The organism is Mesorhizobium oxytropidicola (assembly GCF_056174625.1).
Window position 1 is genome coordinate 1,769,857 of the sequence record NZ_CM149692.1, and the last position, 24,635, is coordinate 1,794,491.

Consider the following 24,635-nt stretch of genomic DNA (forward strand, 5'->3'; position numbering starts at 1 on the left):
TCAGGGGCTCTTTGTTGAAACCTGCCGATATCACGGCTACATCCCTGGCATGCATTCCGACATCGTCGACCTTCGCTCCTTCTACTCGACAACGCTCGGCCGGTTCGCCGAGCGCTCGATCACCATGGCGCTGTCGTCGATATGGGCCACCGTCCCCAATGAAAGGCTGGTCGGTCTCGGCTATACCTTGCCATGGTTGGAACGTTTCGGTTCCGACGCCGAGCGGGTCTTTGCCTTCATGCCGGCGACGCAGGGCGCCGTGGTCTGGCCGGCGGCAGGACCGACGGCGACGGCGCTGGTCTTCGACGAGGAACTGCCGCTGGTCGATTCCTGCATCGACCGCATGCTGCTCGTCCATTCGCTCGAACATGTCGAAAACCCGCGCGAGACGCTGAACGAGATCTGGCGGGTGCTGTCGCCGGCGGGCCGCGTCGTCATCGTCGTGCCCAACCGGCGCGGTGTCTGGGCACGCTTCGAGCATACGCCGTTCGGCAATGGCCGGCCGTTCTCACGCGGGCAGCTGACGGAACTGCTGCGTGAGGCGAATTTCACGCCCGCCGCCTGGTCGGATGCGCTGTTCTTCCCACCATCGCGACGACGCTTCATGATGCGCTTCCACAATGTGCTGGAGCGCGCCGGCCGGCGGCTGTGGCCGATCTTTTCCGGCGTCATCGTCGTCGAGGCGCAGAAACGGCTCTATCAGGGTGTGCCGGTGGCCCAGCGCGCCTCGCGCCGCGTTTTCGTGCCGGTGCTGTCGCCACACGGCGCGACACGGCTCGGCCGCCGGGCCGAGGCGACAGCCGCGGCAGCAGCGGCTCGCCAGGTGAAACCTTCGTGATCAGCGCGGAAACTTTCCTCGCGCGGCATTTTTCCGACCTATCTGTCGTGCTGGGTTCGCGGACTAACAGGCGGCTGCCGTCGGCTCCCTTCATCCGGTTTCAGCATCGCACCTGAACGCAAGGACCTCTGACATGGCTGATCAACTGGACAATCAGGCCACCGTTCAGCCGATCGCCGTGGCCGTCGAGGCCAGCAGCCTGCGCGATCAGGTGGCGACGATCAAGCGGGCGCTGGTGGTGTCCCCGGTTCGCAAATGGTTGCTGTGGACGTCGGTCGGCATCATGGCCGTCATCATCGCGACGTCGATTGGCCAGGTCCTGCTCAACCGCTGGAACCAGCCCTTCTACGATGCGCTGGCGCGCCGCGACATGGCGGCCTTCCTGCACCAGCTCCTCGTCTTTGCGATGATCGCCGGCGGCCTGCTGGTGCTCAATATCGGCCAGACCTGGCTCAACCAGATGATCCGGCTGAAGCTGCGCGAGGCACTGACGCTGGACCTGATCGACCAGTGGATGCGGCCGGCGCGCGCCTTCCGGCTGGCCAATGCCGGCGCCATCGGCGTCAATCCCGATCAGCGCATGCAGCAGGACGCGGCGCATCTCTCGGACCTGTCGACCGACCTCGGCGTCGGCCTGCTGCAGTCGCTCATCCTGCTCCTGTCCTTCGTCGGCGTGCTGTGGGAACTGTCCTCGGGCTTCGTCTTCCACATTGGCGGCTGGTCGCTGGCGATACCGGGCTACATGGTGTGGGCCGCGTTCCTCTATGCCGGCATCGCCTCCTGGCTGAGCTGGCTGGTCGGTCGGCCGCTGATCAGGCTCAACAGCGATCGCTACACGCGCGAAGCCGAGCTGCGCTCCTCCATGGTGCGCGTCAACGAGAATGTCGATGCGATCGCGCTCTACCATGGCGAAGACGACGCCAAACGGCGGCTCGAACTCGACCTCGGCACGGTGCTGGGCGCGATGCGGCGCATCTTCACGGCCCAGATCAATCTATCCTGGGTGACCGATACCTATGGCTGGATCACGGTCGTGGCTCCCATTCTGGTCGCGTCGCCGGTTTATTTTTCCGGCGATATCAGCTTCGGCGGACTAATGATGGCGGTCGGTGCCTTCAACCAGGTGCATTCTTCCTTGCGCTGGTTCATCAACAACATCGGCAGCATCGCCGACTGGCGCGCGACGCTGATGCGTGTCGCCGACTTCCGTATCGCGCTCGATGAAACCGATGTGCTGCACGACACTGAAAGGCGCATCACCTTCGATCAAAATGCCAATGGCAGCCTGACGTTCGAGAGGCTCCAGGTGGCTTCGCCGGAGGGCTGCACAAAACTCTCCGACCAGTATGTCGAGATCCGCCCCGGCGAGCGGGTGATGATCACCGGCGAGCCGGGTGCCGGCAAGACGCTGTTCTTCCGCGCCATTGCCGGGCTTTGGCCTTGGGGCAGCGGCAAGATCGGCCTGCCAGCTGGAGAAACCCTCATCTTCGTGCCGCGCGTGCCGTATTTGCCGGCCGGCACATTGCGCGAGGTGCTCAATCACGCGAACGGGCATGCGCCCGCAAGTGATACCGATATTGCGGCGGTGCTGGCCGAGGTTGGCCTTGAACGGCTGTCGTCGTCGCTCGACCGTGTCGGGCGCTGGGACCATGAATTGGGCGATGACGAACAGCGCTTGCTGGGCGTGGCCAGGCTCGCCTTGCGGCAGCCGAAATGGGTGATCATCGACGAGGCGATGGACGCGTTCGACGGACCGGCACTGCGGCACGTGTTGGCGATGCTGGAAAAGCATCTCAAGGGCGCCGCGATCATCAACATCGGGCGCGGTCAGCACAACAACCAGTTCTTTCCGCGCGGCCTGACGATCGTCAAGGATTCGGGTGCACAGCCGCTGAAACCAGCCCGCGTCAGGGCCGGCGCTATCGATCCGCCGCCGGTCGTCAAGCGCCGCAAGAAGTAGGGCTGTTTTCCCGCGCTGTCGCAGCAAGCTTTATTTCGCCGCGATCGCGAAGGAAGATTTCCCGGAGAAACAGAATTTGGCGGTGGCGATGCTTGATGCTCTGCGCCTGCTTGCCTGTCTTGCCTGTGCCCAGCCAACTCCGGTTGCCTCGCCATCGGATGCGCTGACTGTCGACGTCGAGTTGGTGTTGGCTGTCGATATCTCCCTGTCGATAGACGAGAGGGAGTTCGCGCTGCAGCGCGCCGGCTATGTCGAGGCACTGCGGCATCCCGATTTCATAAGGGCAGTCCGGTCCGGCAATACGGGCCGCATCGCGATTGCCTATTTCGAATGGGCCGGCACGGTGCGCGATGACGCGGTCATCAACTGGCAGATCATCGACAGCGCCGAGAGCGCCAACAGCTTTGCCGACAAGGTGGCCGCGCGCCCGTTCCGGAGTTTTCGCGGCACCTCGATTTCCACGGCACTTGCCTTCGGCGCCGGGCTTTTCGACAGGACGGATTTCGTCGGTGAACGCAGCGTCATCGATGTTTCCGGCGATGGCCCCAACAATATCGGGCCGCCGGTCACCGCGATGCGCGATGCGGCAACCGCCAAAGGCATCGTCATCAACGGCCTGCCGATCCTGATCAACACATCGCCAACTTTCAAGCATCTCGACCAGTATTACGCGCAGTGCGTGACCGGCGGACCGGGCTCCTTCGTGCTGCCAATTTATGCGGCAGCCGAATTTTCCACCGCCATCCGGCGCAAGCTGATCCTCGAAGTGAGCGGCATTCAGGACAAGGCCAGGGTCATTCCCGTCGACGCGGATGCGCCGATCGACTGCCTGCAAGGCGAACGGGACAGGCGATTCCTGTCGGATCCCTATTTCCCGGAACTCGACCGGTGAGTTTTGTGACGGGTTCAGGCATGCCGGGCGCCGAACTTGTTGCGAAACTCAGTGTGGACGTTGCGGCGCCAGCGCCGGCCACAGACATAACCGTTGATCAGTTCCGGCAGCGAATAGCCGAGCGTTTTCGACGAACGGTTGGCCATGTAGCCCTCAAACGCCTCCGGTATCCGACCCCTGAGAATATCGGCGATGATCTGCCGCGAGATCATGTAGGGCGGAATGTGCGGGTAGACGCGGGCGATATGCGGGTGTTTATCCATCAGGTTCGCATAGGCTTCGACATAGCCGCTACGGCGGCGCGAAATCGAATTCTGCGAATTGTGTTTCGTCCAGTCGAGATCTCCGGACAGTTGCGCGCCGAAGCGCCGGGCGAGGCGCAGCAGCAATTCCCGGTCCTGCATCCGGGTGATGTCGCTGTCATAGCCGCCAATGGCGAGCAAAGCCTCGCGGCGTGCGGTGATAGCGGTACCGGCGATGAAGATTGTCTGCGCCACAAGCGTCCGCTCCAGCATCATCGGGCTGATGAATGCCTCGGGATTGACGCAGTTGGTGGCGCGGCCGCTCTTCAGCGAGACGTATGAGCTGATCAGCACCTGAAGCGTGGGATTGTTGTCGAACCAGGCCAAGGTCCGTTCAAGTCGATGCGGCATGTAGACATCGTCGGAATCGAGGAATGTCACCACCGGAGCCCGCGCGCGCTCTATTCCGGCATTCCTGGCGGCGTTGGCGCCCCGCCATTTCGCCCCGACATAGATCAGCCGCGGGTCGCGGATGCGCGCCAGCGCCGCCTCCGTGCCATCGGTGGAACCATCGTCGACGACGATATGCTCAAGCCTCGGCATGCTCTGGGAAAGGACGCTTTCGATGGCGCGCAATACCGTTTCGCGCCGATTGTGGGTCGGCGTGATGACTGTGATGAGGGGCGAACGCTCCGTCTTCCCGGTCATATCGCGTCAGCCGTTCCCAGCGCAAAAATGCGCTTCCTGCCAGGTCTTTCGATCTTCAGGGTGATCGAATCGATCGGACTTCCCCCCTCCACGACGCATCGTCGGATTCGTTGGTGACGCTACAAAAAACAGCTTCCCGTGTCATCCATCCTGCTGGCGCTCAGCCCGTGCGGAAGCACGAATTCCCGTCCTAGCGCTCCAATTGCAACAGCGTGGCCGGGTAAGAGCGTTTGCGATGGGTCGTTGGAGGGATCGGTCCATCGCGACTGTGTCGCGTTCATTCCATTACCTCGGACGTAATCGCTTTGCTATCGGCCCTCCGGCAGATTGCCCTGGCGAGGCTGGCAGATCGGCTTCGATCGACAAGGGAGTTACGTCATGACCGCTTACGCCGTTGCCCATATGCGCCAAGTCACAATGGGCCCGCAGATCGTCGAATACCTGCACAAGATCGATGCCACGCTGGAGCCATTCGGCGGCCGTTTCGTGGTCCATGGCGGCAATGTCGAGGTGATTGAGAACGACTGGCCGGGCAACCTCATCATCATCGAATTTCCCGACCGGCATCAGGTGCGCAGCTGGTACAATTCGCCCGCTTACCAGGCGATACTGGCGCTGCGCACGGGAAATTCTCAATCCGACGTGGTGTTCGTTGACGGCGTCGAACATCCGCACAAGGCCACGGATGTCCTGGACTAGAGCAGTTCACCGTTTCATGGAAACGGCGAACGGCTCTAACTCTTTGTTTTGACGCAATTCCGGACGGAAAACCGCTCACACTTTTCCTGGAATTGCTCTAGCGGTCGGCAATCAGCCGCTGTGGAGCTTGCGGGTTGCGCCTGGATACGCTTATCCGCCGGCAAAGTCGGGCAGAACTTCAATTTCGTCAGGGATGAGGCCCAGGGCCAGGCTGAACTGACCCCAAAATGCCAAACTGTAGAACGCCAGGCCGACAAGCAGAGACAATGGAATTTGCCAGACCGGCATCCCCGTTTGCCGGGCATGCCGTATAATGCGCCGTGTTGTGCGCCACGACATGGTGAGCCATCGGCTGAGCGACTTTACGATCCGCCGGCTACGACGAGAGGATACAAGTTCTCGAAATTTCCGGTCGGCATCGCGACCGGTCACCAGTGCGCGCCAGCGGAAGAAGCGCCAGCCGCGCGGCGGGTGGTGATAGACACGTGCATTGGCGCTGACGAGTTTATGGCCGTCGCGCTCAAGCGCACGCATCAGCAGCGTGCAGGAAACCTTGAAGCCATTGCTTTCGGGAAAGGGGTGATTGGTGATCCAGTCGCGGCGAAAGGCCACGTTGTTGGCGTTTATCGCGCGTTTCGAAGCAAAGCGCGTATCCTTTTGCGCCATCGGGAAAAACCAGATCAGCGCAAATGTTCTCGACATGAAATCATCGTAATAAAGGTAGGTGTATCCATTTACGGCCACGGTCGCGGGATCTTGAAATGGACCAAGCATGGCTGAGAGCCATCCGGATTCCACCACGGTATCGGAGTCCGTGAAAATGACGATGTCGCCGTCGGTTGCCGGAATGCCGTTGTTCTTGAGATCGTAGTACCTGCCCCCTGGGCATGCGGCGAAGATCACGTCGGCGACCTGTTCCAGCTGCGATGCTGCAGGTGCGATATTGCTTCTCAGCAAAAGTGTGTCCGCGTCGTCTCCGCCATGGGAGATAACGACCTGTGGCCTGGCAAGGCCCAGCGAAGAAACAGCGCCGATTTCCCGCGCCAAGGCGGTCAGTCCAACGCTGACCTCTTCCAAGTCTACCGACCTGGCATTCTCCATTTCCAGGACAAGGGAATAGCTCAGCGAATCTACAGGCACGTTTTATGGAATCCTATTATAGCGCAAGGAGTTCAAACAACGCCTCGGAAGCACGAAGAAATCGAGATAATCAACCCCTACCGCTTCAGCAAAAAAACCGCTTGCTGGCCGAAGAAATTCCAGAACCACCAGGGCATCGACAGGCCGATGTTCTGGCCGGCGGCATCGAGCGCGGTCGCCTTTTCCACCGTCGCGCCGAGTTCCTCGCACAGATTGACGAAGTCGCGGATGGTGCAGAAATGGATGTTGGGCGTGTCGTACCAGGAATAGGGCAGGTCCTGGGTCACCGGCATGCGGCCTTTGACGAACAGCGACAGGCGCACCCGCCAATGGCCGAAATTGGGGAAGGAGACGATCGCCCGATTGCCGATCCGGAGCAATTCGTCGAGCACCAGCTTCGGGTTGCGGGTGGCCTGCAAGGTCTGCGACAGGACGACGAAGTCAAAACCCTTGTCGGGATAGAATTCGAGATCCTTGTCGGCATCGCCCTGGATGACAGAGAGGCCGCGCGCCACGCATTCGTTGACGCCGCGCTGCGACAGCTCAAGCCCACGGCCGTCGACCTGCTTGGTGTCCTGCAGCAATTCAAGCAATGAGCCGTCACCCGAACCGACGTCGAGCACGCGGGACTGAGGCGGGATGAGGTTGGCGACGACCTCGAGGTCGACGCGCTGGCTGCCGTTGACGCTCATGATGCGAGTCCTCTGGCGCGGGCTGCCGAGCCGATGAAGCCGTTGATGGCGGCAAACAGTTCCGGCTCGTCGAGCAGGAAGGCGTCGTGGCCGTCGGTCGGTTTCGATCTCGACGAAGGATACCGAGGCACCGGCGGCGTTGAGCGCATGCACGATGGAGCGGCTTTCTTCCGTCGGAAACAGCCAGTCCGATGTGAACGACACCAGGCAGAAGCGGGTCTTGGTGCCGGCAAAGGCGTCGGCCAGGCGGCCGCCATGGTCGGCAGCAATGTCGAAATAGTCCATCGACCGCGTCATGTAGAGATAGGAATTGGCGTCGAAGCGGTCGACGAAGGTCATGCCTTGGTGGCGCAGATAGCTTTCGATCTGGAAGTCGGCATCAAAGCCGAAAGTCAGGTGGTCGCGGTCCTGCAGATTGCGACCGAATTTGCGGTGCAGGGCGGCTTCCGACAGGTAGGTGATGTGGGCGGCCATGCGCGCCACCGCCAGGCCCTTTTCCGGGCGCCTGCCATGCTCGAAATATTTGCCGCCATGCCAGTCCGGATCGGCCATGACGGCCTGCCGGCCGACCTCGTGGAAGGCGATGTTCTGCGAGGAATGGCGCGCGCCGGTGGCGATCGGCAGCGCCGAAAAGACGCGCTCGGGATAGCTCGATGCCCATTCCAGCACCTGCATGCCGCCCATCGAGCCGCCGAGCACGCAGAACAGTTTCTCGATGCCGAAATGGTCGATCAGCATCTGCTGTGCGCGCACCATGTCGCGGATGGTGATGACCGGCAGGTCGAGCCCATAGGGCTTGCCGGTGGCGGGGTTGGTCGAAGCCGGGCCGGTGGAGCCGAGGCAACCGCCGATGACGTTGGAGCAGATGACGAAGAAACGGTTGGTGTCGATGATCTTGCCAGGGCCGATCAACACTTCCCACCAGCCCGGCTTGCCGGTCACCGGATTGGTGTTGGCGACATGCTGGTCGCCGGTCAGCGCATGGCAGACAAGGATGGCATTGGAGCGGGCATCGTTCAGCGTGCCATAGGTCTGGTAGGCGATCTGGAACGGAGACAAAAGCGTGCCGGCATCGAGCTTGAGCGGTTGGTCCGGCCCGAAGCGCAACACCGGGCTCGACGGCTGGTCGGCCTCGTTGTTGGTCTTTCTTGCGCGCAGAGCGGCCATTCACATCTCTTCCATCGGTCGTCCGGCCAAGCGCGGACAACAAAAAACCGGCATTGCCGTCGCAAAGCCGGTTACAGGATGCAAACGGCCCTTTAGCAAGTTGTTTAACGTGGCTGCAAGCCGACCGGCCAAATCACCACGGAAGTTCTTATCTCTTCTAGGGCCATGGGGTGTTGGCGTCAACGGCGGCGTTTCTCACGGATCGTTGTCCTTCTCGCCACCTTGCACAATTTGTGTAAATTACGTAAATTGCGTAAGCCAATCGAAGTCACTTCGGTTTTGTCACAGTCGACTTCACAGGCCCTTGCAGCAGATGGAGGCAAAGCATGCCCCGGAACACCGCAATCCCGGCGAGCGATTTCGCCCGAAATTTTGCTAAATATCAGGACGAAGCCATCTCCAAGAAGGTCATCAATGTGACCAATCATGGCCGAGTTGTGGGGGCGTATCTTTCCGCCGAGGAGTTCGAGCACTACGAATTGCTGAAGCGTCGTGAGCGTGAAATCCTGATCGTGGGCGAACTTGACGACGACACCATAGCTTCTATCGAATCGGCTGAGTATGGCGTGGAACCGAAGTGAGCCTGCCGCTTCCGAAACCGGGTCTGGTCATTCGCTATAATTTTCTTTGGAGTGCCGAACGCCTCTCCGGCAAAGTCGAAGGCACAAAGGATCGTCCTTGCGCGATCGTCGTTGCCACGCCGACGGACACGGATGGCCACATCCGCACCATTGTCGCTCCGATCACCCATAGCCCACCATCCGACAAGGCAACATCGGTCGAGATTCCGGCGGTGGTTTGCCGAGCTCTCGGCCTCGATGAAGGCCGGCACTGGATACGCCTTGACGAGTTGAACCGCTTCCTTTGGCCTGGCTACGATATTCGACCGCGCTCCAACGGCAGTTACGCCTATGGAATGCTTCCGCCAGCCTTGTTCGATCAACTGCGGCACGGAATTCTGCAGCTTCAGCGGGCCCGCAAAGCCCGAATCATTAGCCGTGACGATTGACGCCGCACGCGGCGGGCACCTCTCGACATTGCCGTCCACGGCTTGTATTCCCGCTGCGGCCTCGGATGAGGCTTTCTCGACAGGTTTTTACGACATGACGCAGACACCGGATCAGGCACGTCCAACCCCGCGCGCGGGCATCATGGACATCGACGCCTATGTGCCGGGCAAGAGCGCCGCACCCGCCGGTGTCGCCAAGGTCTACAAGCTGTCGTCGAACGAGAACCCGCTCGGTCCGTCACCGAAGGCGATCGAGGCCGCGCGTGAGGTTGCAGCCAGGCTCGATATCTATCCCGACGGCACCGCCAGGCGGCTGCGGGAGGCGATCGCCGAGGTGCATGGCCTCAACGCGCAGAACATCATCTGTTCCAACGGTTCCGACGAGATCCTCGGCCTTCTGGCGCAGACCTATCTGGCGCCCGGCGACGAGGCCATGTTCACCGAACACGCCTTCATGGTCTACAAGATCTACATCCAGTCGGCCGGCGCCACCCCGGTTGTTATCAAGGAGACCGACGAGCGCGCCGACATCGATGCGATACTGGCCGCCGTCACGCCGCGCACGAAAATCGTGTTTCTCGCCAACCCCAACAACCCGACCGGCACCTATGTGCCTTTCCAGGAAGTGCGCCGCCTGCATGCCGGCCTGCCGAAGAATGTGCTGCTTGTGCTCGACGCGGCCTATGCCGAATATGTCCGCCGCAACGATTATGAAGCCGGCATCGAGCTGGTCGGCAGCGCCGAGAACGTGGTGATGACCCGCACCTTCTCCAAGATCGGCCTCGGCGGCGCGCGAATCGGATGGATGTATGCGCCCATTCACATTGTCGACGCCATCAACCGCGTGCGCGGTCCCTTCAACGTCAACGCGACGGCGATCGAGGCCGGTATCGCCGCAATCCGTGACCGCGCCCATGTCGAGCGCAGCGTGGCGCATAACGAGACCTGGCTCGCCTGGCTGAGCCAAGAGATGACCGGGCTCGGGCTGCGGGTGACGCCCAGCGTCGGCAATTTCCTGCTCATCCATTTTCCCGACGATCAGAAGCATTCGGCGGCTGCTGCGGACGACTATCTGACCGCGCGCGGCTATATTTTGCGGCGCGTTTCCGGCTACGGTTTTCCCAATGCGCTGCGCATGACCGTCGGCACTGAAGAGGCCAATCGCGGCGTTGTCGCCGCGCTCACGACATTCCTGAAAAGTTAGAACGCCCGAAAGCTGCAAAGCCATGACATCACCGATGTTTGAAAAGATCGCGCTGGTCGGCATCGGCCTGATCGGCTCGTCGCTGGCCCGCGTCATCCGCCGCGAAGGGTTGGCCGGTCACATTGCCATCTCCACCCGCAGCGCGGCAACGCTGAAGCGGGCGGAGGAGCTTGGACTGGGCGATTCCTACACGGCCGACGCGAAGGAAGCGGTCCGCGATGCCGATCTGGTCATCGTCTCGGTGCCGGTCGGCTCGTCCGGCGCGGTGGCCGAGGAAATCGCACCGGCGCTGAAGACGGGCGCCATCCTCACCGACGTCGGCTCGACCAAGGCTTCCGTCATCGCGCAGATGCAGCCGCATGTGCCGGAGGGCGTCCACTTCATTCCCGGCCATCCGCTGGCGGGCACGGAAAAATCCGGACCGGATGCCGGTTTCGCCGATTTGTTCGACAATCGCTGGTGCATCTTCACGCCGCTGTCGGACACCGATCCGGAGGCGCTGGAGAGACTGTCGGAATTCTGGCGCCGCTGCGGCGCCAACATCGATACGATGGATCCCCAGCATCACGACATGACGCTGGCCATCGTCTCGCATCTGCCGCACATCATCGCCTACAATATCGTCGGCACCGCCGACGATCTGGAATCGGTGACCAAGACCGAAGTCATCAAATATTCCGCCTCCGGCTTTCGCGATTTCACGCGTCTGGCCGCCTCCGATCCGACCATGTGGCGGGATGTGTGCCTGCACAACAAGGACGCCATCCTGGAGATGCTGGCGCGGTTCTCGGAAGATCTGGCGTTCCTGCAGCGGGCGATCCGCTGGGGCGACGGCGACAAGCTGTTCGACCTGTTCACCCGCACCCGGGCGGTGCGCCGCTCGATCATCGAGGCTGGCCAGGACATCGACGCGCCCGATTTCGGCCGTCAGGCCGTAGAACACCCCGCGAAAACTTAAACCTGTCAGGTGGGCCAGGTCGCCGCGACCATCGCCAGTGTCTCGGCCCGGTCCGGTGCGCCGAGCCTACCGCCGAAGCGCAGGCATTTGAGCGCGGCGGCGGCACTGGCGAAACGCAGGGCCTGCTCGACCGGCATGGCTTCCGCCAGTCCGACAGCAAAGGCGCCGTGAAAGACATCGCCGGCGGCGAGCGTGTCGACCGCCTTGATTTTGGGTGCCGCGACATGACGGGATGATCCCGCTGCCCGATCGAACCACCAGGTGCCTGCCGCGCCGCCGGTGATAGCGACGAAGGCATCCGTGCGGGAGGCCATGTCGGTGCAGGCTGTCTCCAGATCCAGCGCCTGGCCGCATATGATGCGGACTGCCGGCTCGGAGGCGACGATGTGTGTGGCCAGTGGCAACAATTGCTCCAGAACCGCCAGCGGCGCGGTGTCGGCATCGAGGATTGCCGGCCGGCCGACAGCGTGCGCCGCCTTGAGGGCAAGGGCCGCGGCACCCGGCCAGCGCACGTCGACCAGCACGGCATCGAATGCCGTGATGTCCGCGAAAGGCAAAACCTCGGGATCGGTCTGGGCGAGGCTGTCATAGAAAGGCACGATGATGCGCTCGCCATGCGCATCGACCAGGATCGAGGCAAGTGCCGAGCGGGCGCCACTGACGCGGCGGACATAGCTGCAGTCGACACCCTCGGCCTCGACCCCGGCAATCAGCTGATCGCCGATGGGATCGTCGCCGGCGCTCGCCCACAAAGACACCTCGGCGCCCGGGCGATGCGCGGCGCAGGCGGCGCTCGTGGCCATGCCCGAGGCGATCTGGACACCGTCGGCGGCAATGAACTTTCCCTGATGCGTCGGCAGCGTCTCGACAAGCAGGATGGTGTCCAGCGTCAGCGCGCCGACACTGAGGAGCCTTACGGGTCTTGCCATGACCGCGCTATTGCACCGGCTTGATCTTGCCGAGCGGGATGAAGCCGAGCGAGGCCTTGCCCTTGACCACTTTCAGCGGCATCGACGGTTCGCTGCCGAGCATGGCGAGAGCGGCAAAGCCCTGTTCGATCGCGTTCTTCTGCTCGGGTATCGCGCCGGCCAGGATGGATGCCACGGCCTTGGGGTCCTTGATCCGGATCATCAGATCGGCGTCGACCAGACCCTCAGCGTCCACCGACAGCGGTCCGGAAACGGTGACCCGCGCCGTGCCGGAGGACAGATCGAGGTTGCGAATCTCGACCTTCTGGCCGCGCAGGCTCTTCACCTGCGTTCCAATCAGCGCGACACCATTCTTCAACGTGGCGTCGCCGCTGGCGTCGAGCGCCGGCAGCACGCGCCCGCCGATCGCATCAGCGTCGATCTCCAGATCGGTGAAGCTGCCGATATAGTCGACGTCCTGACCGTTGGGCTGCAACTGGCCGGCCGCCCTGCCGGCGCTGAACAGTTCCACCGGATCGGTGTCGTCGGCCGGATCGGTCTGCCCGGACAGCCCTTCCGCCTGCAGCGCGATGCGCTGCGGCAGCGGCCATGACAGTTTGACCTTGGCCTGCAGATTGTCCCAGTCGATCCACAGCGGCACCATGCCGGGAACGGAGGTCCTGAGCGGGCCGCGCAGATCGGCGACCGGCGACAAAGGCTGGATGATCTGGGCGACGGCATTGAAGGAGCCGGCCGAGGCCGCGATGTTCCTGGCGTCGTCCTCATAGGCGAGGTTGTCGCAGGAGACGGTAAAGCTCAAGGGGTAGCCGCTGACCTCGAGATTGGCGCAGCCAGCCTGGATGCCACTCTTGTTGAGCGTGGCAACCGCCTTGTCGGCCTCAGCCCTGACCCGGTTGGCCAGGTAGAACCAGCCACCGCTGTAGATTGCGAACAGCACAACGATGAACGCCACAAGCCAGAACAGGCCGCGGCGGGGCTTTGGTTGGCGTTCGTCACTTGACGTCATGCTTTGGCTCTCATTAACGCATGGATGTTGGTGGACGGACCTTCAATTCCGACAACCAGGTAGACATTGGCGAATAGGTAGCCGGGGACGGACGGAAAAAACACCGGTTCCGGTGTGGTGGTGCCATTCTTTTTGCAATCAGGCGCGGCGATATGGGCGATTTTTGGGTGTTTGGCTATGGGTCGCTGATCTGGCGGCCGGGTTTTGCGCATGTCGAGACGCGGCGCGCCCATTTGCATGGCTATCGCCGCTCGCTCTGTGTCTATTCCTTCGTGCACCGCGGCACGCGCCAGCGACCCGGCCTGGTGCTCGGCCTCGACCATGGCGGCTCCTGCGTCGGCCTGGCTTTCCGTGTGCCTGGGGAATTGCGCGACGAGGTCATCGCCTATCTGCGCGAACGCGAGCTGGTCACATCAGTCTATCTCGAGCGCACGCTCAAAGTCCGCCTCGTCGGCGGCGGCACGGTCGAAGCGGTGGCCTACATCGTCGACCGCAAGCATGAGCAATATGCCGGCGCGCTGGACGCTGCGCATGCGGCGGCGGTGGTGCGCGGCGCAATCGGCCAATCCGGCGACAATGAGGATTATGTGCTCAGCACGCTGAAGCATCTGCAAGCGCTAGGCATCCGCGACCATTGGCTTGAAGAAGTGGCACGGGGGATAGCGCCTTTGTGAAGCGCTGGCTCTGCGGAAAAAGGTGGCCAGGCCTTTGACCTCGACGCGGCAAGACCTAGCTTAGGCTCCGAACCCAGCCAGCGGGCGGCATTCCGCCCGGTCCAAATCACCACGGAGATCCGTCTTGCAGAAACGCCGTCTCGGTCGCACCGACCTTTCCATCGCGCCGCTGGTTCTGGGCGGCAACGTCTTCGGCTGGACTGCCGACGAGAAAACCTCTTTCGACCTGCTCGACCGCTTCGTCGGCGGCGGTCTCAACGCCATCGACACGGCCGACGCCTATTCGCGCTGGGTGCCGGGCAACAAGGGCGGCGAATCCGAAACCATTATCGGCAGCTGGATGAAGGATCGTGGCAATCGCGACAAGGTCGTGGTGATCACCAAGGTCGGCTCGGATATGGGGCAGGGGCACAAGGACCTGTCCGCCGCCTATATCGAAAAGGCCGTCGATGCCTCGCTGAAGCGGCTGCAGACCGATGTCATCGACCTCTATCTGTCGCACTGGCCCGATCCGACCACGCCCTATGAGGAAACGCTTGGCGCCTATGAAAAGCTGCTCGCCAAGGGCAAGGTCCGCCATGTCGGCTGCTCGAACCTCGACGCCGGCCAGTTGCGAGCCGCACTCGATGTGGCGAGCCTGCGCAGCCTGCCGCGCTATGAGGTGCTGCAGCCGGAATACAATCTCTACGACCGCTCCTCCTTCGATGGGCCGTTGCACGATCTGTGCGCGGCCGAAGATATCGGCGTCATCACCTATTTCAGCCTGGCCAAGGGTTTCCTAAGCGGCAAATACCGCAGCGAGACCGATCTTGGCAAAAGCCCGCGTGGCGGCGGGGTGAAGGACTACCTCAACGCGCGCGGCATGCGCATCCTGTCAGCGCTCGACGCGGTGTCGGCGAGGCATTCGGCGAAGCAAGCGGAAGTCGCGCTTGCCTGGGTTATCGCGCGGCCCGGCGTCACCGCACCGATCGCCAGCGCCACCAAGCCCGACCAGATGGACAGTTTGATCAAGGCCGCGTCACTGAAATTGACTGCCGACGACATGGCCGAACTCGACAAGGCGAGCGGCTGAAGCCTCGGCCATCGCGATACACACGAACGTCCAAGACCACCCTCCTGTCTTGCCATAGCGTCCTGCGCTCGAGGCAAGACAGAGGGTGCAATGACGGAGCCGCTTCTTTCGCAACCGCAGCTTTGGCGACCGCTGCTCGCCCTGGTGCTGGCCGCCACGGTGGTCATGGGCAGTCCAGGTCCGGCAACGATAAGCGTTACCGCTGTTGGCGCCGCCTTCGGCCTGCGCGACTCGCTACGCTACACCTGCGGGATCGTTGTTGGCACGACCGCCGTCTTGCTGGTCGTGGCGACCGGGATCATGGCGGTGCTTTCCTCAATGCCGAGGCTGGCGCCGGTGCTGGTTGTCGCGTCCGCCGCCTACATCCTCTATCTCGCTTTCAGGATCGCCACGGCGCCGCCGCTGGCCGCGCGCACGGCCGAGGCTTCGCGCCCGACCTGGCTGGCCGGATTTCTGCTGGCGGTCGCCAACCCGAAAGCCTATGTAGCGATCGCCGCCGTCTTTGCCGGCGCCTCGTCGAACCAGGGCGGTGCTGACCTCGGCCTATGGCTGAAGCTGACGGTTCTGGCAGGAATGATCGTTGTCATCCATGCCGTGTGGCTGCTTGCCGGTGCGGCGTTCGCGCGCTTCCTGCGCAGGCCTGTCGCCTCGCGCATCATCAATCTGGTCTTCGCCGCGACGCTGGTGCTGACCACGGTGCTGGCTGTCTACGGCTGATTGCTCGGCCTGAGGGCCTTCAGGCCTTCGCGCCGAGCTCCCGCAGCCGCTTCACCGCGGTCGGCGGGAAGGCCGGAGGGTTGGGGGCGCGGGATGCCTCGACGAGCATCTGGTCGCAAGCGGCTTCCGTCTCGCCGATCAGCCGCGCCATGAACTCGTCCTTGCCGAGGCCTGGTGGGATAGGCGGCAGGAAACGCGCCTTGATCGTGCCGGGGTAGCGCAGGAACTTGCGGCGCGGCCAATAGAGGCCGGCGACATGGGCGACCGGCACCACCGGAACGCCAAGCTGTGCGTAGATCTCGACGATACCGTATTTGTAGGCCGGCTCGTCGCCCGGCGCCCGGCGTGTGCCCTCGGGATAGATGATCAGCTGGCGTGGGTTGCGCGCCATCTCTGCCTTGGTCGCCGTGACCACAGCCTTCAAGGCCTTGGAGCGGCTGCCGCGATCCACCGGGATCATGCGCATCTTCATGATGTACCAGCCGAAGAACGGGATCCAGGTCAGTTCGCGCTTGAGGATGTAGAGCGGGTCCTCAAGGAAAGGGAAGAAGGCGATCGCGTCCCAGAACGACTGGTGCTTGGGCGCCAGGATGAAGGAGCCCTCGGGGAGATTCTCCTGCCCGGTGATGTCGTTCTTGGTTCCGGCGATCTTGTCATAGAGCCACATGCAGCTGCGCGACCAGAATTTCGGCACGAACCAGGCACGGTGGCGGGGCGACAGGAAATAATACGGGGTCCAGAGGATCATCTGGACGATCAGATTGACGTAGAAGACGAAGTTGAACGCCAGCGATCTGACATAGAGCATGGGGGAGGTCCGGTGAGGAAGTGTGCGTTGGTTACACCAAGCGCGGGAAAAAGGAAATGGCCGAAGCGCGTTCCGACCGATGCTGAAGCACGGCCCACGCCATCGCAGGCACGCTAGCCCAATTGCGCCAGCCGCTCCTTCAGGCGCGGTGCCGCGAAATCGAGGAAGGCGCGCAGCTTGACCGGCAGCAGGCCGTGGCCCGCACGCACCAGGCTCACCGGCCACGGTTCCGGCTCGAACTCTTGCAGCAGGATGCGCAGCATGCCGGACCGCACGGCGGCATCGACCTGATAGGAAAGCACTTTTGTCAGCCCGACGCCGGCAATCGCGGCATCGATCGCCGCCTCGGCGGTGTTGACCTGAAGCCGCGAGCGGACCTGAACCGTGACTTCCGTCTTGCCTCTGGTAAAGCCCCATGGGGCGGCGGAGGAAAGTCCCTCGAAGGTGATGCAATTGTGGGTGCTTAGATCATCGGGGGTGGTGGGCGTGCCGTGTTCGGCCAGATAGGCCGGACTGGCGCAGACGACGCGGCGGATCGAGCCGACGCCAATGGCGACAAGGCTGGAATCGGGCAAGTGGCCGATGCGCAGTGCAAGATCGAAATGGTCCTCGACAAGCTGGGTGATGCGGTCCGCCAGGGTCAGGCGGATGTCCACGTCGGGATAGGCCGCGAGAAAGCCGGTGACGACCGGCAGCACATGGAGACGACCGAACACGACCGGCGCGGTGATGGCCAGTTCACCGGTCGGAGCGCTGTATTCGCCCGCTGCCGCGCGTTCAGCCTCGCCAACGTCATCGAGGATGCGGCGGCAGGCGGCAAGATAAGCCTCGCCGGCATCGGTCGGCGTCAGCCGGCGCGTCGAGCGGTTCAGCAGCCGGGTGTTGAGATGGCGTTCCAGATCCGAAATCTTGCGGCTGACCGTCGCGAGCGGAATGCCGAAACGGCGGGCCGCGGCGGAAAGGCTGCCAGCCTCCACCGCGGCGACAAAGAGCGACATGGCTTCAAGACGATCCATAGCTTCTTCCGGAAAATGGAAGGACTGGTTGCAAATATGTCATCTGCATTTCAGGAATGGAAGGATTTATATCTCGAGCACGGCCTTGGTCTGCAGCATGGCCAATCAAAGGAGTTCCTATGTCTGAAAGCCGCCCGCCGCTTCCGCCTTTCACCGCCGAGACCGCAGCGCAGAAGGCGCGGATGGCCGAGGATGCTTGGAATTCGCGTGATCCGGCACGGGTCGCGCTCGCCTATACGACCGACAGCCGCTGGCGCAACCGTGCCGAATTCCTGCAAGGCCGCGATGCCATCCAGGCCTTCCTGACACGCAAATGGAGCCGCGAACTCGACTACCGGCTGATCAAGGAGGTCTGGGCGTTTCACGGCAATCGCATCGCCGTGCGCTTCGCCTATGAATGGCACGACGACAGCGGCTCCTGGTTCCGCAGCTATGGCAACGAGAACTGGGAGTTCGACGAGCACGGGCTGATGCGCCTGCGCATCGCCAGCATCAACGACCTGCCGATCAGCGAGGCTGACCGCAAGTACCATTGGCCGCTCGGGCGCCGCCCGGATGACCATCCAACATTGTCGGAGCTCGGGCTTTAAAACTGGAAAAACCGGCGCCGAGCAAGGAGGTTTCGATGAACGCGCATGCTTTCACCAGTGACGTCGCCTTCACGCCGACCGTCAAGGCGATCCAGGCGCGCAAGGGTTCGCGCCAGTCTTACGCCCGCGTCGAGGAGCGTGGTGGCTGGCAGGCCGTCATCACACCGGACCTTGCCGCCTTCATCGAGATGCAGACCAGCATCTTCCTGTCGACGGCCAATGGCGATGGCCAACCCTACATCCAGCATCGCGGCGGGCCGGCCGGCTTTCTCAAGGTGCTGGACGAAGAGACGATCGGCTTCGCGGATTTTTCCGGCAACAGGCAGTTCATCACGCAGGGTAATCTGGCGGACAATCCACGCGCCTTCCTGTTTCTGATCGACTACATGCTGCGCCAGCGCATCAAGATCTGGGGTACGGCGCGCGTCGTCGAAGGCGATGCTGAGTTGATGGCGAAGCTGATGCCTGGGGATTACAAGGCGCGGCCTGAACAGGTCATCCTGTTCACCGTCTCGGCCTGGGATTCCAACTGCCCGCAACACATCCCGCAGCGCTTCGAGGCGGCTGACGTGGCTGCAGCGCTTGGCGAGCGGGACAGGCGCATTCAACAGCTCGAGCAGGAGGTCATGCGGCTGAAGGCGGCGTCAAAGCAGGCCGACAAGGAATGATGATGCGGCGAGGGGTTCAGCCGCCGGCCGCGGTCTCGGCCAGTGCCAGCCCGTCGGGCGTCTGCTTCACCGGCACGATGCCGCGCGCCAGCGCCAGCAGATATTTGGTGTATTCGGTGAACAGCACGCGCAGCGCCCGCGGCTTGGTCAGCCAGCCGCCATTGTCGAGGTTGGAATTGACCACTGGATAGGGTTCCAGCTTGGCGCCATGCAGCAGGCGGCCCATTTCCAGCAGGCTGCGCGGCATGTGGTAGTTGTTGGTGACGAGGATCACGGTGCCATACGCATGGCTTTCGACCCATTTGGCACTTTCCTCGGCATTGCCGATCGTGTCGAGCGCGGCCCGGTCGATGTCGACGCAGCAGGAAAACAGCTTCTTGTCGCCGCCGGTCGCGACCTGAAGCTGGCGACGGCTGGCGGAAGGATGCACGCCGCTGATCAACAGCCGCTCGCCCTTGCCGGACGCCAGCAGATCCATCGCGGCGTCGAGGCGCGACTGGCCACCGGTGAGCACGATGATGGCATCGGCCTTCTCCGGATTGGCGGGCGTTGTCAGATGGGCGACCTTGTTGGCGAACCAGCCGAAACCGCCGGCAAACAATGTTGCAAGGACGAGGAGGGAGAGCGCGGATATCCGCAGTGCGGTCTTTAAACGGCTAATCGCGCTGTGGTCACGCAGACGCGCAACCACCACTGGCATCTGTCCAACCGTCCCGGTCGAATCCCGCACGTCCATGGCCATATGGTTAATCCCGAAATGCGGCCTTTGGTAGGTAAAAGACGCAATTTGCGTTACGCCGGTTCTCCATCCGTGATCACTTTGCTTCCATCCCCGCCAAGGCAGGCCCCCTTTTCATGCTTCGGGTTGGCGAACGTCGATATCGCTGAGATAGGTGACGACGGTGGCATGCGAGGTCGCCGCCGTCAGCGCGCCGATCACCAGAACCATCAGGACGACGCCGAGATAGCCCGCCGAACCGATGGCGAAATTGCCGAACAAAGCGGTTGCCTGGTCGGCCTGCGGCGTCGCCATGTTGCGCGACGACCACCAGGAAAAGACGATGAAAACGAGGACCGCCGCCGCACCGCCGGCAGCCGCGCCCTTCATGCCGGTGACCAGGAAATGGCGGCGGAATTCGCGCGCGATGAAGGCCGCCTCGGCGCCGACGAAATGCAGCACCTCGATGATGTGGCCATTGCCGGCCATGGCACCGCGGGTCGCGAAGACAACGGTCAGCACGGTCGCCGACAGCATCAGGGCCAGCACGGCAATGCCGATGGTCACCGTGGTGCGAGCCATGGCCACCAGCCGGTCGACCCAGGTGCGGTGATCGTCGAGCGACGCGCTCGGCAGTTTCGGCGTGATCGCGGCGCGCATGGCGGCGAAGTCGGGCGGGCTGTTCTCGTCGATGGTGACGATGATCAGGCGCGGCACCGGCAGCTCGTCGATGTTGAGACCAGAGCCGAGCCATGGCTCCAGCAGCCTGGCGGTCGCCTCGCGGTCGATGATCCTTGTCGACTTCACGCCAGGGAATTCGCCAGCAATCTGCGAGGCCTGGGCAAGGGCGGCCTCCATATCGAGGCCGTCCGCCGGCTTGATCTGGATCGTCGCCTCGCGCGAGATCTGGTTCTCCCAGACCGAAGCGGTGTCACGCACCAGCGTCACCGCGCCGAAAGTCAGGCAAGACAGGAAGGTCATGATGGCGATGACCAGGACGAGCGCCCGGCCGGCGATGTTCTGCGCCGGCACGATCGGCGCCATCCGACGCTGAGCGCGCGGCCTTGCCTCGGCCGCCTCGGCGTCCTGCTCATGCTCTTCAAGATGTTCGGCGGACAGGTCAGTCATAGATGTCCAGCCTTCCGCCGGCCAGGATCATGCGGCGCGCGTCGACCTGTTCCATCAGGCCAAGATCATGGGTGGCAATCACCACGGCGGTGCCCAGTCGATTGAGTTCGATGAACAGCCTGAGCAGGCGCCGCGCCAGCGGCGGATCGACATTGCCGGTCGGTTCGTCGGCCAGCAGGATTTCCGGCTGTTCGATCAGGGCACGGGCGATGGCGGCGCGCTGCTTCTCGCCGCCCGACAGGACCGGCGGCAGCACATGCATGCGCTCGCCCAGCCCCACCCATTTCAACAGCTCGGTGACATCGGTGCGGTAGCTTGCTTCCTCGCGCCCGCGCACGCGCAGCGGCAGCGCGACATTCTCATAGGTGGTCATGTGGTCGAGCAGGCGAAAATCCTGGAACACCACGCCGATGCGGCGGCGCAAATGCGGCAGTTCGGTGCGCGAGATGCGCGAGCGGTCCTTGCCGAAAATAGTGATCAGCCCGCGTGTCGGCTTCAGTGACATGAACAAAAGGCGCAGCAACGTCGTCTTGCCGGCGCCCGAAGGGCCGCTCAGGAACTGGAAGGAGCGCTCCGGTATATGCAGGGAGATGTCGCGGAGGATTTCCGGACCCATGCCATAGCGGAGGCCGACATTTTCGAAGCGAATCAATTTCGACGACCTGAAATTCCTGGCGGCGGCGAGCCTGCCTGTTCTGAGAAAAGACCATCGGCCGGCATGGTTAACCGGCGGTTAATTCCTGGGTTGTTTCGGCGCGTCACGAGGGCTCCGGTGGGGAAGCGTTAACCATTTTTGTTTACGCAAAAGAAACGAAAAGCGAACACGCGCAATAACGGGGCCATGATGGCTGACGAACGAACCGCGCGCCCGGTTTCCGGCGAAATCATGACCGATCCCCCGGCAATCGCCGTGGTGGACCGGATCGTGCGCGGCCCGGCGGCCGATATCGTCGATGCCGACTATGAAGTGATGCCGCGCCTTGCCCCTACCGTGGAAAGCGTTTCACCGCCGCCGCGCCTGATTGTCACGCCGTCCATCGAAGGCATGGACATGCTGCGCAAGCCGGAACCACCGGCGGAACGGCCGCCGGCCGCGCGCGGCGGGCCGATTTTCTGGATCGCCGGCATTGGTGCCGCCTTGGCCGCCTTCTGGGTCTCCGGCGGCCATGCGCTGGTGCGCCAGGCGCCGTTCCTGTCCGGCGCTCAAGCATCGGCGCTGACCATTTCAGGCGTCACCTCGCACGTCGACGCCTCGGGGGCCAATCCGGTGCTGTTCGTCGATGGCGAGGCCGCCAATGACGGGACGGGGCCGGCGACAATGCCGCCGCTCGAAATCCGGGTGACCGGCAATGACGGGCGCACAACCCGCTATACGTTGGGGACATCCGGCCATTCGCTGGCGTCGGGCGAAAGATTCGGCTTTGCCAGCCGCCTCGACGTGCCTAAGAACGGCGTAAGGACTGTGTTGGTCACCTTCGCCGAATAGCGTGCGTCGATATTCAGGTGAGGCCGGCCTGCAAACGGCGGTTCCCTGCGCTTCCGGTGCTCACGTACGAAAAGTACGCTCCGCTCCGGTTCTCGCGAACCACCGTTTTCGGCTCGGCCTGACCTGAATCTCAACACACGCTCGGTGTGAAGGCGTGTGGGTAAAAACTTGAGGGGGCGAAAAATGCCAATCGTACGCGACAAGGACATCGAAGTCCTGTTTTCGGCATCGGCGATCGCGCGCCGCAATCTCGAACTCGCCAAGGAGATTGCCGAGCACGACTACCATGATCTGCTGGTGATTTCGGTGCTGAAGGGCTCGTTCATCTTCGCCGCCGACCTGATCCGCGCCATGCATGATGTCGGCCTGTCGCCCGAGGTCGAGTTCATCTTCATTTCCAGCTATGGCGCCGGTACCACCAGCGGCGAGGTGAGGGTGCTGCGCGACATCGACAATGAGGTTGCCGGCCGCGACGTGCTGCTGATCGACGACATTCTGGAATCGGGCAAGACGCTGACCTTCACCCGTGACCTGATGCTGTCGCGTGGCGCGAAAAGTTGTGCCATCGCCGTGCTGCTCGACAAGCGCATGCGCCGCCAGACAGCGCTCACCGCCGACTATGTCGGCTTCGACTGCCCCGATTATTTCGTCGTCGGCTATGGCATGGATGTCGCGCACGCCTTCCGTGAATTGCCGTTCGTGGGTGTCGTGAAAGGCGACGCGTGAGGCCGTTGCCTTGCGCCGACAAGTTCTGAAAAAGGCCTTAACGGCGGCGGAAAAATTAGCCCGGTCAGGCGCTGGGTACCTTCAGAAAAAGTCAACTTTTCGCGGCCAAATTGCCGGCCATGGCAAAGCTTCTGATCGTCGAGGACGATGAATCCGTCCGTACCCTCGCTGCCCGCGCGCTTGAACGCGCCGGCCACGCAATCGATATCGCCGCCGACGGCGCCCAAGGCCTGGCGCTGATCCGCGCCGCGCATGGCGGTTACGATCTCGTCGTCTCCGATATCCGCATGCCGGAAATGGACGGCATCGAGATGGCGATCGCGGCCGCCGCCCTTTTCCCGGCGATGAAGATCATGCTGATGACCGGTTATGCCGACCAGCGCGAGCGCGCCGAGGAGTTGGACGGCATCATCCTCGATGTCGTGCAAAAGCCCTTTACTCTGGCCGAAATCCGCTCGCGCGTCGAACGGGCGCTGATCTGCTTCGCTTGATCAGGCTGGATCTCTGATAGCAAGCACCGGCGCCGTACTCACGCGCCGTCCGATGTTCAGCGCCAGCAGGCCGGCGCCGATGATCAGGGCCGCGCCGATGACGGTCGTTGACCTGGGCACCTCGGCGAAGAACAGGAAACCCCAGAGCGGCGACCACAGAATGCCGGTGTATTCGAAGGTGGCGACGCGGTTGGCCGGCGCCAGCCTGTAGCCCTGCGACAGAAGGATCATGCCGGCGGAGGCGACGAAACCGCAGGCGGCCATTTTGAGGAAATCCGGCAGCGTCGGCCATATCCACGGCCGCACCAGGAACTCCAGGCTCGGGTGGACCGCGTGGGTTATGCCGGCCAGATGGAATGTGCCGGCGACCACGCCAGCGCCGATGAGATAGGCGCCGTTCTGATAGAAGGCCATGACGGTGGACGATTCGGTGTCGCCGATCTTACGCGCCATCAGCTGGGAGAAACCGTAGAGCGCTGCCGAGCCCAGCGACAGCAGCGCCGCCCAGTCGAACAGGCCGGCGCCGGGGCGCACCATCACGACGACGCCAAGCAGTCCGATCAGCACCGTCGCCAGCGTCTGCCAGGAGACGCGTTCGCCGAGATAGGGGCCGGCCAGCGCCATGATGAACAGCGGCGCCATGAAATAGAGCGCCACCGCATCGGCCAGCGGCAGCGCGGCGATGGCCAGATAATACACCGTGTAGGAGCTGAACTGAATGAAGGCGCGGATCGTCAGCAGGCCGAACCGCTTCGACAGGACTGCCCGCAGCCCGACATCGGCGTGGACGAGCACAATCAGGATCGGCAGGGCGATGATCGAGCGGATCGCCATCACCTCGGTCACCGGGTAACCGCTCGATACAGCCTTGACGAGCGGGTCCTGCAGCGAGAAGACCAGCACGCCCAGACACAGGCTCAGGATGCCGCGCACCATCCTATTCTGCATCTGCGTTCCGGCTCCTGCGCGTGTGACCCGAAGCTTTCGCCTGCGGGTAAAAAGAACCCGCCACCGTTTCGGGCAGCGGGCACGAGTGAGGACTCTTGATTGGTCCGCGGCCGATTTCGCAGCCGCATATCCAATGGGTGAGACGACTA

27 protein-coding genes, 1 pseudogene and 1 riboswitch are annotated in these 24,635 nt (G+C 62.9%); of the genes and pseudogenes, 16 read left to right on the forward strand and 12 right to left on the reverse strand.

Annotated elements, in window-relative coordinates:
* The first annotated feature begins 49 nt into the window (after nucleotides 1-49).
* From AC0V8S_RS08860 to AC0V8S_RS08870, 3 genes are all read left to right on the forward strand, one after another.
* A complete protein-coding gene (locus AC0V8S_RS08860; RefSeq protein ID WP_475437442.1) occupies nucleotides 50-838 on the forward strand; it encodes a class I SAM-dependent methyltransferase in 789 nt (262 codons plus the stop codon).
* 133 nt (nucleotides 839-971) lie between these two features.
* Nucleotides 972-2,798: an ABC transporter ATP-binding protein/permease gene (locus tag AC0V8S_RS08865; protein ID WP_475437443.1), complete on the forward strand. Its 1,827-nt coding sequence runs from the start codon at nucleotides 972-974 to the stop codon at nucleotides 2,796-2,798.
* 88 nt (nucleotides 2,799-2,886) lie between these two features.
* Nucleotides 2,887-3,690, forward strand: coding sequence for a DUF1194 domain-containing protein (locus AC0V8S_RS08870; protein ID WP_475437444.1), 804 nt, complete (start codon nucleotides 2,887-2,889; stop codon nucleotides 3,688-3,690).
* A 14-nt stretch (nucleotides 3,691-3,704) separates the two neighbouring features.
* Here the strand turns inward: AC0V8S_RS08870 and AC0V8S_RS08875 are convergent, their stop codons facing one another.
* Entirely contained in the window at nucleotides 3,705-4,640 is a 936-nt protein-coding gene (locus tag AC0V8S_RS08875; protein ID WP_475437445.1) for a glycosyltransferase family 2 protein, read from the reverse strand.
* A 378-nt stretch (nucleotides 4,641-5,018) separates the two neighbouring features.
* Here AC0V8S_RS08875 and AC0V8S_RS08880 point away from each other — a divergent pair, with 378 nt between their 5' ends.
* Nucleotides 5,019-5,339, forward strand: a complete 321-nt coding sequence (locus tag AC0V8S_RS08880; protein ID WP_475437446.1) for a DUF1330 domain-containing protein — start codon at nucleotides 5,019-5,021, stop codon at nucleotides 5,337-5,339.
* A gap of 150 nt (nucleotides 5,340-5,489) precedes the next feature.
* Here AC0V8S_RS08880 and AC0V8S_RS08885 read toward each other — a convergent pair whose 3' ends face one another.
* From AC0V8S_RS08885 to metX, 3 genes and pseudogenes are all read right to left on the reverse strand, one after another.
* Nucleotides 5,490-6,416, reverse strand: coding sequence for a glycosyltransferase family 2 protein (locus AC0V8S_RS08885; RefSeq protein WP_475437447.1), 927 nt, complete (start codon nucleotides 6,414-6,416; stop codon nucleotides 5,490-5,492).
* Nucleotides 6,417-6,556: 140 nt separating this feature from the next.
* A complete protein-coding gene (gene metW / locus AC0V8S_RS08890; protein WP_475437448.1) occupies nucleotides 6,557-7,171 on the reverse strand; it encodes a methionine biosynthesis protein MetW in 615 nt (204 codons plus the stop codon).
* Nucleotides 7,168-8,338: pseudogene (metX, locus tag AC0V8S_RS08895) on the reverse strand (homoserine O-acetyltransferase MetX). Before metX ends, metW begins: the two are co-directional and overlap by 4 nt.
* Before the next feature lie 72 nt (nucleotides 8,339-8,410).
* Nucleotides 8,411-8,488: riboswitch (SAM riboswitch) on the reverse strand.
* Between the two features lie 176 nt (nucleotides 8,489-8,664).
* Between metX and AC0V8S_RS08900 the strand changes: the two are divergent.
* From AC0V8S_RS08900 to AC0V8S_RS08915, 4 genes are all read left to right on the forward strand, one after another.
* The gene (locus AC0V8S_RS08900; RefSeq protein WP_095203990.1) at nucleotides 8,665-8,919 is read left to right on the forward strand and encodes a type II toxin-antitoxin system Phd/YefM family antitoxin; all 255 of its coding nucleotides are present in this window, start codon (nucleotides 8,665-8,667) and stop codon (nucleotides 8,917-8,919) included.
* Complete coding sequence (locus tag AC0V8S_RS08905; protein ID WP_475437449.1) at nucleotides 8,916-9,347, forward strand: hypothetical protein; 432 nt, start codon at nucleotides 8,916-8,918, stop codon at nucleotides 9,345-9,347. The genes AC0V8S_RS08900 and AC0V8S_RS08905 overlap by 4 nt, the downstream gene beginning before the upstream one ends.
* Before the next feature lie 94 nt (nucleotides 9,348-9,441).
* Nucleotides 9,442-10,551, forward strand: a complete 1,110-nt coding sequence (hisC, locus tag AC0V8S_RS08910) for a histidinol-phosphate transaminase (RefSeq protein WP_475437450.1) — start codon at nucleotides 9,442-9,444, stop codon at nucleotides 10,549-10,551.
* A 22-nt stretch (nucleotides 10,552-10,573) separates the two neighbouring features.
* The gene (locus tag AC0V8S_RS08915; RefSeq protein ID WP_475437451.1) at nucleotides 10,574-11,509 is read left to right on the forward strand and encodes a prephenate/arogenate dehydrogenase family protein; all 936 of its coding nucleotides are present in this window, start codon (nucleotides 10,574-10,576) and stop codon (nucleotides 11,507-11,509) included.
* A 5-nt stretch (nucleotides 11,510-11,514) separates the two neighbouring features.
* On the opposite strand, the gene AC0V8S_RS08920 is transcribed toward AC0V8S_RS08915, so the two are convergent.
* Nucleotides 11,515-12,438 carry a sugar kinase gene (locus AC0V8S_RS08920; protein WP_475437452.1) on the reverse strand — a complete coding sequence of 308 codons (924 nt, stop codon included), beginning with the start codon at nucleotides 12,436-12,438 and terminating at the stop codon, nucleotides 11,515-11,517.
* 7 nt (nucleotides 12,439-12,445) lie between these two features.
* The gene (locus AC0V8S_RS08925; RefSeq protein ID WP_475437453.1) at nucleotides 12,446-13,444 is read right to left on the reverse strand and encodes a DUF2125 domain-containing protein; all 999 of its coding nucleotides are present in this window, start codon (nucleotides 13,442-13,444) and stop codon (nucleotides 12,446-12,448) included.
* A 152-nt stretch (nucleotides 13,445-13,596) separates the two neighbouring features.
* Here AC0V8S_RS08925 and AC0V8S_RS08930 point away from each other — a divergent pair, with 152 nt between their 5' ends.
* From AC0V8S_RS08930 to AC0V8S_RS08940, 3 genes are all read left to right on the forward strand, one after another.
* A complete protein-coding gene (locus tag AC0V8S_RS08930; protein ID WP_183463520.1) occupies nucleotides 13,597-14,118 on the forward strand; it encodes a gamma-glutamylcyclotransferase in 522 nt (173 codons plus the stop codon).
* 124 nt (nucleotides 14,119-14,242) lie between these two features.
* Complete coding sequence (locus AC0V8S_RS08935; protein WP_475437454.1) at nucleotides 14,243-15,190, forward strand: aldo/keto reductase; 948 nt, start codon at nucleotides 14,243-14,245, stop codon at nucleotides 15,188-15,190.
* Between the two features lie 90 nt (nucleotides 15,191-15,280).
* Nucleotides 15,281-15,907, forward strand: a complete 627-nt coding sequence (locus tag AC0V8S_RS08940) for a LysE family translocator (RefSeq protein WP_475437455.1) — start codon at nucleotides 15,281-15,283, stop codon at nucleotides 15,905-15,907.
* 19 nt (nucleotides 15,908-15,926) lie between these two features.
* On the opposite strand, the gene AC0V8S_RS08945 is transcribed toward AC0V8S_RS08940, so the two are convergent.
* On the reverse strand, nucleotides 15,927-16,715 hold the full coding sequence (locus AC0V8S_RS08945; protein ID WP_183463515.1) for a lysophospholipid acyltransferase family protein: 789 nt from the start codon (nucleotides 16,713-16,715) through the stop codon (nucleotides 15,927-15,929).
* Nucleotides 16,716-16,828: 113 nt separating this feature from the next.
* Nucleotides 16,829-17,731 carry a LysR family transcriptional regulator gene (locus AC0V8S_RS08950; protein ID WP_183463513.1) on the reverse strand — a complete coding sequence of 301 codons (903 nt, stop codon included), beginning with the start codon at nucleotides 17,729-17,731 and terminating at the stop codon, nucleotides 16,829-16,831.
* Between the two features lie 119 nt (nucleotides 17,732-17,850).
* On the opposite strand from AC0V8S_RS08950, the gene AC0V8S_RS08955 reads away from it, so the two are divergent.
* Together AC0V8S_RS08955 and AC0V8S_RS08960 are read left to right on the forward strand one after the other, a co-directional pair.
* Nucleotides 17,851-18,321, forward strand: a complete 471-nt coding sequence (locus tag AC0V8S_RS08955; protein ID WP_183463511.1) for a nuclear transport factor 2 family protein — start codon at nucleotides 17,851-17,853, stop codon at nucleotides 18,319-18,321.
* 35 nt (nucleotides 18,322-18,356) lie between these two features.
* Nucleotides 18,357-18,989, forward strand: a complete 633-nt coding sequence (locus AC0V8S_RS08960; RefSeq protein WP_475437456.1) for a pyridoxamine 5'-phosphate oxidase family protein — start codon at nucleotides 18,357-18,359, stop codon at nucleotides 18,987-18,989.
* 16 nt (nucleotides 18,990-19,005) lie between these two features.
* Here AC0V8S_RS08960 and AC0V8S_RS08965 read toward each other — a convergent pair whose 3' ends face one another.
* The 3 genes from AC0V8S_RS08965 to ftsE form a co-directional block, all read right to left on the reverse strand.
* Nucleotides 19,006-19,731, reverse strand: a complete 726-nt coding sequence (locus tag AC0V8S_RS08965; protein ID WP_183463507.1) for a YdcF family protein — start codon at nucleotides 19,729-19,731, stop codon at nucleotides 19,006-19,008.
* A gap of 111 nt (nucleotides 19,732-19,842) precedes the next feature.
* A complete protein-coding gene (locus AC0V8S_RS08970; protein ID WP_183463505.1) occupies nucleotides 19,843-20,835 on the reverse strand; it encodes a cell division protein FtsX in 993 nt (330 codons plus the stop codon).
* Nucleotides 20,828-21,487 carry a cell division ATP-binding protein FtsE gene (gene ftsE / locus AC0V8S_RS08975; RefSeq protein ID WP_010911739.1) on the reverse strand — a complete coding sequence of 220 codons (660 nt, stop codon included), beginning with the start codon at nucleotides 21,485-21,487 and terminating at the stop codon, nucleotides 20,828-20,830. The genes AC0V8S_RS08970 and ftsE overlap by 8 nt, the downstream gene beginning before the upstream one ends.
* 189 nt (nucleotides 21,488-21,676) lie before the next feature.
* On the opposite strand from ftsE, the gene AC0V8S_RS08980 reads away from it, so the two are divergent.
* The 3 genes from AC0V8S_RS08980 (at nucleotide 21,677) to AC0V8S_RS08990 (ending at nucleotide 23,538) form a co-directional block, all read left to right on the forward strand.
* On the forward strand, nucleotides 21,677-22,321 hold the full coding sequence (locus AC0V8S_RS08980; RefSeq protein WP_475437457.1) for a hypothetical protein: 645 nt from the start codon (nucleotides 21,677-21,679) through the stop codon (nucleotides 22,319-22,321).
* A 183-nt stretch (nucleotides 22,322-22,504) separates the two neighbouring features.
* Nucleotides 22,505-23,047 carry a hypoxanthine phosphoribosyltransferase gene (gene hpt, locus AC0V8S_RS08985; protein WP_095203975.1) on the forward strand — a complete coding sequence of 181 codons (543 nt, stop codon included), beginning with the start codon at nucleotides 22,505-22,507 and terminating at the stop codon, nucleotides 23,045-23,047.
* Between the two features lie 119 nt (nucleotides 23,048-23,166).
* Nucleotides 23,167-23,538 (forward strand): response regulator, encoded by a 372-nt coding sequence (locus tag AC0V8S_RS08990; RefSeq protein ID WP_179298209.1) that lies wholly within the window; start codon nucleotides 23,167-23,169, stop codon nucleotides 23,536-23,538.
* Here AC0V8S_RS08990 and AC0V8S_RS08995 read toward each other — a convergent pair whose 3' ends face one another.
* Nucleotides 23,539-24,486, reverse strand: a complete 948-nt coding sequence (locus AC0V8S_RS08995) for a DMT family transporter (protein WP_095203973.1) — start codon at nucleotides 24,484-24,486, stop codon at nucleotides 23,539-23,541.
* Nucleotides 24,487-24,635: the final 149 nt, after the last annotated feature.